The following is an 11694-nucleotide window of genomic DNA, read 5'->3' as shown; positions in this document are numbered from 1 at the left end:
ATGTCCGACCTATTGAGGCTGGCCACCGCCGGTTCTGTCGACGACGGCAAGTCCACCCTGGTCGGACGCCTGCTCTACGACACGAAATCCGTTCTGGCCGACCAGATCGACGCCGTCACCCGGGCGTCGGTGGACAAAGGTCTCGCCACACCGGATCTCTCCCTGCTCGTGGATGGGTTGCGCGCGGAACGCGAACAGGGCATCACCATTGATGTCGCCTACCGCTACTTCGCCACGCCGCGCCGCTCTTTCGTGCTCGCGGACACCCCCGGGCACGTGCAGTACACCCGCAACACCGTCTCCGGCGCGTCCACCGCGCAGCTGGTGATCCTGCTCGTCGACGCGCGCAAGGGCGTCATCGAGCAGACCCGCAGGCATGCCGCGGTGCTCGCGCTGCTCGGCGTGCCGAAGCTGGTGCTCGCGGTGAACAAGATCGACCTGGTCGACGACGCCGCTACCGTGTTCGCCGCCATCTCCGCGGAGTTCACCGAGCTCACCCGCACGCTGGGCTGGTCGAGCGAGGACGTGCTGGAGATCCCGGTCTCCGCACTGCACGGCGACAACATCGCCACGCGGTCGGACAACACCCCGTACTACGACGGCCCCTCGCTGATCGAGCACCTGGAGTCGGTGCCGGTCGACGCCGACAGCACCGGCAATCACGCGCTCGGCCTGCGCTTCCCGGTGCAGTACGTGATCCGCCCGCGCACCGCCGAATACCCGGATTACCGCGGCTATGCGGGTCAGATCGCCGCGGGTGCGGTCGCGCCGGGTGACGAGGTGGTGGTGCTGCCCTCCGGTATCCGCACCACCGTGGAGCGGATCGACACCCCCGACGGCGAGCTCGCGGTGGCGCAGACCGGCCGCAGCGTCACGCTGATCCTGGCCGACGAAGTCGACATCTCGCGCGGTGACATCATCGCCTCGGCCGCCGACGCGCCGGAGCCCATCGACACGTTCGACGCCACCGTGTGCTGGCTGGGCGACAAGCCGCTGCGCCCCGGCGCCCGGCTGCTGCTCAAGCACGGCACCCGGACCACCCAGGCGATCGTCGGCACGCTGTTGGAGCGCTTCGACGAGCAGCGCCTCGCGGCCGACCCGAATCCGGAGTCCTTGGAGCTCAACGACATCGGACGCATTGCGGTGCGGGTCGCCGAGCCGATCGCGGCCGACGACTACCGGGTGAACCGGCACACCGGCAGCTTCCTGCTGATCGCCCCGGCCGGTGGCAACACGCTGGCCGCCGGTCTGGTCGGCGATGTGCTGACCGCGGTCGAGGTCGGCACCGGAGTCTGACATGGCGGTATCGCGAGCCCCGTTCGGCACCCGGTTGGTCGCGGGAGCCGAGGGGGCCCGCGCGACATCCCGGTTCGGCTACAGACCTGCCGCGCTCGGACGTGCCACCGCGGAGCAGCCGCCCGCATTGATCGCGGTGGCGCACGGAAGTCGTGATCCGCGGTCCGCGACGACCGTTTCGGCGGCCGTGGCGGCCGTCGCCACCGCGAGGCCGGACCTCGACGTGCGCACGGCCTTCCTCGACCTGAACGCGCCTTCGGTCGAACAGGTCGTGGATTCCCTTGCCGCCCAGGGACATACGCACGCGGTGGTCACGCCGCTGCTACTCGGTAGCGCCTTTCACGCCAGAGTGGATCTGCCCGGCCTGCTCGACGCGGCCCGCACCCGCCATCCCCAGCTGCGGTTGACCCAGGCCGAAGTCCTCGGCGCCGACTCCTTACTGATCGGAGCGCTGCGCGATCGCGTCCTCGCCGCCTGCGACGTCGGCTCCGCCCCGGCGGACCGCCGGATCGGCGTCGCGGTCGCCGCGGTCGGATCGTCATCCGCGGCAGCCAACGCCCGCACCGCCGAGGTGGCTGCGCGCCTCGCCGCCCGCACCGGCTGGCTCACTGAGATCTGCTTCGCGACCGCCGAACCATCGGTGTCCGAAGCGATCTCACGTCTGTATGCCCGCGGCGCCCACCACGCCCTGGTCGCGCCCTGGTTCCTCGCCCCCGGCCTGCTGGCCGACCACCTGCTCCACGCGGCACCCCAAGTCGTCCACACCGACGTGCTCGGCGCTCATCCAGCCCTCACGGCCGTCATCCTGGATCGCTACCATACGGCCATCGCCGAGACGCCCGCGCTCTCGGCCTGACTCGGGCCGGATCGCGCCGATCCCGTCCGCACCGATTTCCCCCACCGGAACAATTGCGAAGCGCAGTCCGACAGCCGAATATACGGCTCGGGTCCGGAGCAACGAAGCGCCCCGGACCCTGGTCCGATCGGCTACGGAATCAGAAGCATTCCAAAGAAATCGGAGACCAAACGGACAAACTGATCGATGAAGCGCGGAATCATCACGTCCTCCTGCCGTCCAGTGAAGTTACCAACCAGTCCGTACTGAATTCGCTCCCCAGCAACGGGTTACAAGGCATTCGTTGCAGACCATGCAAAGGATGGCACCCGCCTGGTCTGACGCCGGATTCCTGCGCGTCGCACCAGTTGACGATCTATTTGCTGCGCAATAGCTTGACTAACCGTCATCGCGGCAACACGCAGAACGATCTTGTCATCGAAAACCGGATCTCGGGATGTCGGCGATAAATGGCGGGGCGGCAGAGATTCCACGCCAGGTTCGTTGTGCCGCAGCGACCGCCACGCGGTGCGCCGCCAACCAGGTAGCGGCTCAGCCGAGCAGGTCGTCGACCAGGGTGCGGGCGGTGGCGACGCCGCGCTCGTCGCCCATTTGCCGCGCGGTGTGCGCCGCGGCGATCACCGCGTCGAGTTCGAACGCGAGGGAATCAGCGGTGCGCTCTCCGAGATGGCCCTGTTCCTGTGCGCGGCGAATTTCCTTGACCAGCAAGGCGAGCCAGTCCCGGCGGTCCGCGGCGATGGCGTCGCGGACCGGGCCCGGTCTGCTGTCGAACTCGGCGAGGGTCGCGACGCGGAAGCATCCTCCGGGGAACGCCGGGTCGGCCACCTGGCCGAACCAGCGTTCCACCAGGGCGCGCAGACGCGGCAGGCCGCGGGGCTCACTCATGCTCGGCGTGATCACCTCATCGATGAACACCTGTCGCGCGCACGCGACCGCGGCGAGTTGCAGGCTCTCCTTGCTGCCGAAGAGGGTTGCGATGCCGCTCTTGCTGAGGCCGAGGTCGCTGGCCAGCCGACCGATACTGAGCCCGGTCAGCCCTTCGACGGAAGCCACGTCGGCGGCGCGGCGGGCAATCGATGCGCGGGATCGCGCGCCCTTGGCCAAGCGCTGATCGGTGCCGCGCGGCGGGTCGGTGACGGACTCGGTCATGGCCCCATTCTTCCACTCGACGGTTGCATATACGAACGTACGGTCGTACTTTAATTATACGAACGATCGTGCGTTTTGTTTCCGCAACCCCGAAGGACTTCCCATGACCGATGTATCCGCGCGGGCGGAAAGCCCACCGACCGCGGCCGCGGCTACCCGCACAGTGCTGATCGCTTGCGGCGCGGCATTCATCGCCTTTCTCGACCTCTCGGTCGTCAACATCGCCTTCCCTTCCATCGCCCGCGACTACCCTGGCACAGCGGCCACCACGCTGACCTGGGTGGTCAGCGGATACGCGGTCGCGTTCGCCGCACTGCTGACCCCGGCGGGCCGGTTCGCCGACGCCCTCGGGCGCCGCAGGCTCTTTCTCGGCGCCCTGGCCGGTTTCGCCCTGACCTCCCTGCTATGCGGTCTCGCGCCCACCGCGGGGTGGCTCATCGCGGGACGGTTGCTGCAAGGCGCCACCGCGGCGCTGATGGTGCCGTCCGCACTCGGCCTGGTACTCGCCGCCACCCCGCGGGAGAAGATCGGCGCGGCGATCGGAGCCTGGTCGGCCGCGGGCGGGTTCGCCGCGGTGGCCGGTCCCGCGCTCGGCGGCGCGCTGGTCGAAGGATTCGGCTGGCGAGCGGTTTTCGTGATCAACGTGCCGGTGGCCGTCGCACTCATCGCCGCGACGGCTTGCATACCGGCCGCCGGCGCCCGGCCGCCCGGTGGTGCGCTACCGGATCCGCTCGGCACGCTCGCGGTCGCGCTGGGTCTGGGCGGATTGGTCGCGGGCGTCACCGAAGGGCAACGCTGGGGCTGGACCTCGGCCGCGACGCTCACCGCGCTGATCGGCGGGGGGCTGCTGGTGGTGGCCGCGCTCGCGCGCTCGGCGCGTCACCACGATCCCGCGATCGCCGTAGAGCTCTGGCGCAGCACATCGTATGCGCTGGCCAACGCGACCTCGTTCGTCTTCGGCGCCGCGATGTTCGCCTGGCTGCTGTCGGGACCGCTGTTCCTGGACGCGATCTGGGGCTATTCGGTACTCGGCTCCGCGGGCGCGATGACCATCGGGGCGGTGGCCTCGATGATGACCGCGACCGTCGCGGGCCGGGTCGGCTCTGCCACGGCCAGGCGGTGGCTCGGCGTGCTCGGCGCGTTGATGTTCGTCGTGTGCACGGCGTGGATGAGCACGGATGCGTTCGGTTCGACTCCGGCGCTGTGGTCGGCGTGGATCCCGGCCGGTGTGCTGGGCGGTGGCGGCATCGGGTTCCTCGTCACCGTGCTGGGCACCGCGGCCGCGAGTTCGCTTCCGCCGCAGCAATTCGCCGCGGGCACCGGCATGAATCTGACGGCGCGGCAGGTGGGCGGCGCGCTCGGCGTCGCCGTGCTCGCCGCGGTGTTCGCGGCGCGTCCCGACGACCCGCTCGGCGCGTTCCACACCCTGTTCGCCGTCTGCGCGAGCATCGCCGCCGTGGCCGCCTGCCTTGCCGCACTGCCCATCCGCACCCCGTCCCCCTCGATCGACAGCTAGGACCATCCGTGACCGACAACGACATTCGCACCGAAGCAAACGACCCGATGCTGCTGCCCGCTGAGGAACAACGCCGCCTGCTCGCCGACGCGCCGTGGCGGCGATACGCGGTGCTCGGCGACTCCATCGCCCAAGGCGTCGGCGACCCGAGCCCGGGGTACGAACCCGTGGGTTGGGCCGACCGGGTCGCCGCCGTGCTCACCGCGGCGCGTCCCGATCTCGCCTACCTGAACACCGGCCGGATCGGTGCCACGTCCGCCCAGGTCATCGCCGAACAGTTGCCATCCGTACTCGAATTCCAGCCCGACCTGGTGCATCTCAGCTGCGGCGGCAACGACCTGTTCCTGCCGGGCGGCGACATCGCCGGCCTGCGCGAGAACCTGGACACCCTGTTCGGGACATTGGCCAGGACGGGGGCTCAGGTCGTCACCTTCACCCTGGCCGACGTCTGGGAAATCGAGCGCATGGCGCTCATGCGACCGATGCGCGACCGCATGGCCGCGCTCAACGATCTGGTCCGCGAGCTGGCCGCCCGCTACGACGCGCTCCTGCTCGAACTCTGGGACCACCCACTACGCCTGCGCGCCGACCTGATGAGCGCCGACCTCATCCACTTCAGCACGAGCGGCCACGCCGTGCTCGCCTCGGACATGGTGCGCACCTTGGCCAGCCTGATTCCGGCCTCTCGCTGATTCCCCATCGGGACGTGGCGGAGACTCTCTTGCTCGTCAGGAGCTACCGCCGGAAGCACTGTCCGCGCCGGGGCGGTAGCGGTCGAGGAGTTCGGCACCGAGGCGGGCCAGCTCCGCGCATACCTCCGGTGGACCGAGCACTTCGATCGATGCACCCCAACCGGCCAGTTGCTGGGCGATCATCCACGCCGTCGGTGCGGTGACGCGGACCCGGACGCGACCGTCCTCGGCCGGGCCGTCCACGAGGCAGTTCCTGCCCTGCTGGTCGCGCAGGATCGGCAGCAGGCGCTCGCGCACGAGGACGATCGCGGCCGTGGTCGAGCGCCGCTGCTCCATCTCCTCGACCACCTCCGCCCAGGCGGCAGACAGATCGAAATCGTCCGGACGATGGGCCGTTTCGCCGGTCGGGATCGCTTCGGCGATGCGGTCGACACGGAAGGTTCGCTGTCCGCGCTCGGTCCCGGCGATCAGGTACCAGACGGCGTCCTTGTCCACCAGGCCCCAAGGGTCGACGAGACGTTCGGAGCGCTCGCCGGTCCGGTTCGCATAGCGCAGCCGGACTTTGTTGCGCTGCACCACCGCCCGTTGCAGCAGCGACACCACCGGCGGCAACTCGCGGTCGGTCGCACCCCAGCGGGCCGGGTCGATCACGACGGCGTCGGCCGCCGCCTCGGCGTCGCCGCGGAACGTCTGTGGAAGTGCCCGCACCAGCTTGCGCAGCGCGGATTTCGCTTCCGGCACCGCACCCGCGGACGGACCGGCAAGCAGGAACAACGCCCGCGCCTCCCCCGCGGTCAACCCGGTCAGGTCGGTCCGGGCGCCACCTACCAGCGACCACCCGCCGCCGCGTCCCGGCTGCGGATACACCGGCACCCCGGCCGCCGACAACGCCTCGAGATCCCGCCGCGCCGTGGCGACCGAGGTCTCCAGCTCCGCGGCGACCTGCGCGGCCGTCACCCGCCCGCGGGTCTGCATCATCAGCAGGATCGCCACCAACCTGTCCGCTCGCATGCGCACAATTCTGCCGCTAAAAGTGATCATTTGGTGGGCACTTTTGGTCGGATGATGGATTTACAGCAAGGACGAACACCAAACGAAGGAGACCCCATGCTGCGCGGAATGGCGACGAGCACCTTCTACGCCGACGACCTCGAGGCCGCCAAAGACTGGTACAGCGAGTTCTTCGGCATCGAGCCGTACTACCACGTCCCGAACGGCTACTACGAGTTCCGGATCGGCGATTACCAGCACGAATTCGGCATCGTGAACCGTGCGTACGCCCCGGCCGGAGCGCGCAACGCGCCCGGCGGCGCCATCGTCAATTGGCATGTCGACGATCTGCGGGCGACGTTCGACCGCCTGCTGGAACTCGGCGCGACGGTCTACGACCCCATCACCCCGCGCGGCAACGGCGAGGGCTTCGTCACCGCCTCGGTGGTCGATCCGTTCGGCAACGTCCTCGGACTGATGTCGAACCCGCACTACCTCGAAGTCGTCGCCAAGACCGGCCCCGTGTAACCGGACGAAGAGGGCACGGCATGGCGTCGGGCGCGTTCGCTTCGCCCGGCGCCACACATCGCCTGTACCGAGTGTCGGCCCTGCCGCGACGGCGCCCAACGATCACCGGTGCAGCACAAAAGGCGCGATGCGGGCGATCGATCCCGCACCCGACCGGCACGTGGCTCGGCCGATTCGTCAGGGACGGAACCAGCGCTCCAGAACCGTCGCGACCCCGTCCTCGAGGACGTGACCGGTGACCTCGTCGGCGAGCCCGCGGATCTCCGCGGGCGCGTTGCCCATCGCTACCCCATGCCCTGCCCAGCAGAGCATCTCGCGGTCGTTGTAGCCGTCGCCGATGGCCAGCGTCGCCTCGCGCGGGACGCCGAGCGCGGTGCGCAGACGTTCCAGCGCCCAGCCCTTGGACACGCCCTCACGCGCTACCGTGAGCCACGGCCCGAACTCGCCGTGGACCCAGCTCGCACCAGGGACGCGAAGGGAGCGCAGCGCGAGCAACATCTCCTCCAGCGAACCGTCCGGCAGCCAGCCGTTCAGTCGAGGGGTTGGTTCGCTGCTCAACACGTGATGGTCGACGAGCAGGAATTCCCCGAGCGAGTATTCGCCGGGGCCGGCGCCGGTGGCCCAGGTTCCCGTTCCGACCTTCTCCACCGCGAAGATCATCTCCGGGAACAACGCGCGCAACGCGGTGATGGCGGGCGCCGGGTCGAATGCCTGCACGGCGACCGGCTCCGCCTTGGCCACGTCGATGTGCACCGCGCCGTTGGAGCACAAGGCGTGCCCGTCGCACAGGCCGAGTTCGACGAGCACGGGACGCGTGGCCAGTAGGGTTCGCCCAGTCGTCACCACGACATGCGCACCCGCCGCTACGGCTGCGCGTACCGCCGCGAGCACTCGTGCGCTGATCGGTGTGCCGGTGTCCAGCAACGTCCCGTCCACGTCCAACGCGATCAACTGGGGTCCCCCGGATGCCATCAGCCTATTGTGCATCCGCGATGCGATACCCGTCAGCGAATCTTGTGTGCCGAGAACTGAACGTGCACCGGATGATTCGTCCCGGCGGCCCGGTCTTCCACTGCGATGACACGAACGTGCACCGGCACCGCCGGCCAGTCGGCTGACGCCGTCCACCGGGCAGAACGGAAGCCGCCGTCCCCGCACACCGCAACGCGGTCGACCTTGCTGGACGCTACTAGCGACTGCGGGCTCCGCCACCAGCGCTCGCGCCCCCGGCTGCTCGCCCGGACCCGCCCGGTTTCGATCCCCCGACCGAGCCCGACCGACTCGATGATCCGCCGGAAGACGAAGCATCCGAGGAGTTTCCGCCTACGGAACCACCCCGAGAAGACGCACCGCCCTGGCGGCCGCCCGATGCGGATCCACCGGTCGAGACGCCACCGGTCGACCCACCCGACGAGGAACCACCCGTCGACCCACCCGACGAAGCTCCCCCGGACGCGCCATCCGAAGACGAATCACCGGCGGACCTATTCCGCGCGGAATTGCCGGTCGAACCGCCGTTCGACGCGGTGCCGCTGGTGGTATCGGCGCTTGAAGACGTTCCGCCGGTCGCGGATTGATCGGAACCTCCGGGCGCGGTGTGCCCGGTCCCACCCGGCGACGAGCCACCCGGTGTGCTCGTTCCGGAAGAGTCACTCGGACCGTCCGATGCCGTTCCGGGTCCGTGCGTGTGGGACGCGCCGGTAGCGGGAGTATCCGTGGCGGTCCCTGTCGTTGCGCTAGGGCTGGCAGGACCGGAAGCCGGGCTCGACCCCGGTGCTGTCGAATCGACCTGTTGCGCAGGCAAATTCACGCTCGGCGCCGGGATGGGAGCGCCGGGCTGTGTCTGCGCGGGCGTCCCGGCGGCAGGAACGGGAAGCTGCCCCGGCTCGGGGGCCAGCCCAGCCCCGGGAGGCTGACCGACCACGAGCCGACCCGGCATACCGGACGCGGGAAGCCGAGCGGGATCCTTGGGCGCGGGCCGGATGACCGGGTCGAACGGCAGCGGATTCGCGAAGTACGCGGGATCGCCATATCCGCCGCGACGCAATCCGCCTGGGGTACAGCAGTCTCGCGGATCTCGATGCGAGCCGATCCGGGACTCGGACACCGAAGGACCATAGCCCGCGCTGCGCGGTACCGGCGTAATGAATCGGGTGTAGGCGGAGGCCCGCGGCGATACGAGCGCGGGCAGCACGCGGTTCGAATTCCATCCGGCTGGCGAAGACATTCGAGACCAAGCCTCCGCGAACTGCCCGCCGCCCACCTCATAGAGCAGGTTGTCGGCTGGTACCCCGAGATCGGGAAGACGCTCCAGCATGGGCGACAACTCGGGAACCGTAGGTCCACCGAACACGGTTACGGCCGACATCGCGACCGCGGAGACCACCGCCGCGCTGGAGAACACGGCCACTCGCGGAGCATTGCCGCGGTCGCTCGCGGCGCCGAGCGCCATGGTTCGCGCCGCCATGAGGGCGGCGCCCGCGGCGGTGGTACAGCTCGGATCGGCCGAAATCACCACGGGACGGCCGAGTTCGGCGAGCGTGCGAGCCACTTCGGCGGGGCGGGACGCGCCGCCCACCAGCAAGATGCAGCCGATATCGGACATCGTGATGCCCGCCGACCGAACACAGTCACGGACCAGCTCGAGGGAGTCCTGCACGTGTGCGACGCGCAGTCCGTCGATGTCGACCAGGGAGGTCATCGACAGACGGGCAGACTTGGACGAGACATCCGGGGCGTAGCGCGCGATCATCGAACCCAGCGGCCTGCCGCCGAAGTCGTAGGATCGCATCGGCTTTCCGATCATGGGATGGTTGTCCCAGTCCGGGCCGACCCGCACGATGGTCACGTCGAGACTCGTGCCGCCGAGGTCGTAGACCAGCACGAAGCTGGTCTGCAGCGGGCCGTGCTCGTGTTCCAGCCATTCCGCGGCCGCGACGGGCTCCGGCACAAGAAGCACGTCGCCCGCACCCGATAGGTCCAGCGCTTGGCGCAGCAGCGAGACCTGCTTGTCGGAGTACATCGCCGGGTAGGTCGTCACGACGCCCGCTTCGGACGCACCCGGCTCGACCGCGCGGAGTTCGTTCACCACCGCGGCGACGAGATTGGCCGGCGACCAGATGCGCCCGCCGACGATCACAGCGTCCGGATCACGACCCAGGTCCGCGAAATCGGTAACCGCCATGCTGAATTGGGGGATCCCCCCGAGGCGCAGTCCGCCCGCGCTGTCGAATGTCACCGCGGTGCGCCGCGACCGCACCGCTGGTCGCGTGCGCTCCGCGGTGACCGAAGCCGTCACGGAGTTCACTGTACCGATGCTGAAACCCAGACCTGTCGTCATTCGCTATCCCGTCAACGCACCGTGACCACGTCCATCACATGGAGTTCCCTGTGGCCGCGGTCGTCTTCCAAACAGCCACCACAGGTTAGCTGCTTCACGACCGCATGGATGCGCAATTGATATGAAATGTTTCGCCGATCGCCACAATCGCGCGAATTACCAGGTAAACGCCCCATACTGCCGCGTTCAGCCCTCTCTACATTGCTCAATGAGGTTGCGCTCGGCGACATTCCGCTACCCCACAGCGATCTCGATATCGCCGCGACAATCCGACCGGAGGATGGTTTCCAGCGCTGAAACACACCGCACGACAGACACTTATCGGTCGGTTACCAAAGTGTTGCCCCAGCTGTGAATTTCCGGCTGCCACCACCCAGGGCAACTCGTTGACGTATCAACGCAACGTCCGATATACGCCAGCATCGCCCTCGGCCCCCGGCTTGACTCGACAGCAGACCCCATCACCGAGGTGGGATCGCGAGAGTCGAAAGAGAAGTGAAACCATGCGAACACGATTCGCCGAGCAAGTCGTCCTGATCACCGGCGCCAGCTCGGGCGTGGGCAAGGCGGTGGCGATGCGGGTCGCGGGTGAAGGCGCCGCGGTCGTGCTCGGCGCGCGCGGCAAGGACGCGGGTGAGCAGGTGGCCGCTGACATCCGCGCGGCCGGCGGGCGCGGGCTGTTCGTGCCGACCGACGTCACGGTGGAGCAGGACGTGGCCCGGCTGACCGAGGCGGCGGTCTCCGAATACGGCCGCCTGGACGCCGCATTCAACAACGCGGGCGCCGTGCGCGCGTTCGGACCGATCTCGCAGATCGACGAGGCGGGCTGGCGCGAAGACCTGGAGCTCAACCTGACCAGTGTGTTCTACGGCCTGCGGCATCAGGTGCCCGCGCTGGCGGCCTCCGGCGGCGGCGCGATCCTGAACAACGCGTCGAATCTCGGCGTGGTCGGGATGGGTTCGGTGGCGCCCTACGTGGCGGCCAAGCACGGCGTGATCGGCTTGACCAGAGCGGTGGCGCTGGAGGCCGCCGACCAGGGCGTCCGGGTCAACGCGCTGGTGTCCGGGGCGGTCGACACTCCGGCGTTCCGGAATTCGATGGGCGCCACGCCCGAAGGAGAGGCGGCCATCGCCGCCCTGCATCCGATGGGCCGCATCGCCACTCCGGCGGAAATCGCCTCGTTCTGCGCCTACTTGCTCAGTGGCGAGGCGAGTTTCGTCACCGGCGCGGCACTGGCCATCGATGGCGGATTCACCGCACGCTGACTACCCCCGGACAAGGGTCCGCCTCGAGGTACCGGTGCAGGCGGGGTACCTCGAGGCGGAGT

At 69.1% G+C, this 11694-nt stretch carries 10 protein-coding genes; 6 read left to right on the top strand and 4 right to left on the bottom strand.

The genetic code is table 11. The features are described 5' to 3' along the window. Positions 1 to 1296 (top strand): GTP-binding protein, encoded by a 1296-nt coding sequence (locus AB0M45_RS14375; RefSeq protein ID WP_364327726.1) that lies wholly within the window; start codon positions 1 to 3, stop codon positions 1294 to 1296. Between the two features lies 1 nt (position 1297). Further along, positions 1298 to 2152 (top strand): sirohydrochlorin chelatase, encoded by an 855-nt coding sequence (locus tag AB0M45_RS14370; protein ID WP_364327723.1) that lies wholly within the window; start codon positions 1298 to 1300, stop codon positions 2150 to 2152. 531 nt (positions 2153 to 2683) lie between these two features. Here AB0M45_RS14370 and AB0M45_RS14365 read toward each other — a convergent pair. Further along, positions 2684 to 3301 (bottom strand): TetR/AcrR family transcriptional regulator, encoded by a 618-nt coding sequence (locus tag AB0M45_RS14365; RefSeq protein ID WP_364327720.1) that lies wholly within the window; start codon positions 3299 to 3301, stop codon positions 2684 to 2686. Between the two features lie 103 nt (positions 3302 to 3404). On the opposite strand from AB0M45_RS14365, the gene AB0M45_RS14360 reads away from it, so the two are divergent. Next, positions 3405 to 4817, top strand: coding sequence for an MFS transporter (locus AB0M45_RS14360; protein ID WP_364327717.1), 1413 nt, complete (start codon positions 3405 to 3407; stop codon positions 4815 to 4817). A gap of 8 nt (positions 4818 to 4825) precedes the next feature. After that, positions 4826 to 5509 carry an SGNH/GDSL hydrolase family protein gene (locus AB0M45_RS14355; protein ID WP_364327715.1) on the top strand — a complete coding sequence of 228 codons (684 nt, stop codon included), beginning with the start codon at positions 4826 to 4828 and terminating at the stop codon, positions 5507 to 5509. A gap of 36 nt (positions 5510 to 5545) precedes the next feature. Here AB0M45_RS14355 and AB0M45_RS14350 read toward each other — a convergent pair whose 3' ends face one another. Continuing rightward, the gene (locus AB0M45_RS14350) at positions 5546 to 6520 is read right to left on the bottom strand and encodes a YafY family protein (RefSeq protein WP_364327712.1); all 975 of its coding nucleotides are present in this window, start codon (positions 6518 to 6520) and stop codon (positions 5546 to 5548) included. Between the two features lie 96 nt (positions 6521 to 6616). On the opposite strand from AB0M45_RS14350, the gene AB0M45_RS14345 reads away from it, so the two are divergent. Further along, positions 6617 to 7027 carry a VOC family protein gene (locus AB0M45_RS14345; protein ID WP_364327709.1) on the top strand — a complete coding sequence of 137 codons (411 nt, stop codon included), beginning with the start codon at positions 6617 to 6619 and terminating at the stop codon, positions 7025 to 7027. Positions 7028 to 7204: 177 nt separating this feature from the next. Here AB0M45_RS14345 and AB0M45_RS14340 read toward each other — a convergent pair whose 3' ends face one another. Together AB0M45_RS14340 and AB0M45_RS14335 are read right to left on the bottom strand one after the other, a co-directional pair. Further along, a complete protein-coding gene (locus AB0M45_RS14340; protein WP_364327706.1) occupies positions 7205 to 7999 on the bottom strand; it encodes an HAD family hydrolase in 795 nt (264 codons plus the stop codon). A 217-nt stretch (positions 8000 to 8216) separates the two neighbouring features. Beyond that, the gene (locus AB0M45_RS14335) at positions 8217 to 10325 is read right to left on the bottom strand and encodes an Hsp70 family protein (protein WP_364327703.1); all 2109 of its coding nucleotides are present in this window, start codon (positions 10323 to 10325) and stop codon (positions 8217 to 8219) included. Between the two features lie 545 nt (positions 10326 to 10870). Here AB0M45_RS14335 and AB0M45_RS14330 point away from each other — a divergent pair. Further along, positions 10871 to 11632 carry an SDR family oxidoreductase gene (locus tag AB0M45_RS14330; protein WP_364327700.1) on the top strand — a complete coding sequence of 254 codons (762 nt, stop codon included), beginning with the start codon at positions 10871 to 10873 and terminating at the stop codon, positions 11630 to 11632. Positions 11633 to 11694 lie beyond the last annotated feature (62 nt).

This window comes from Nocardia sp. NPDC051787 (genome assembly GCF_040681325.1).
Lineage (GTDB): Bacteria > Actinomycetota > Actinomycetes > Mycobacteriales > Mycobacteriaceae > Nocardia.
The sequence above is the reverse complement of the archived record's forward strand: the minus strand, read 5'-3'. Positions and strand labels throughout refer to the sequence as shown.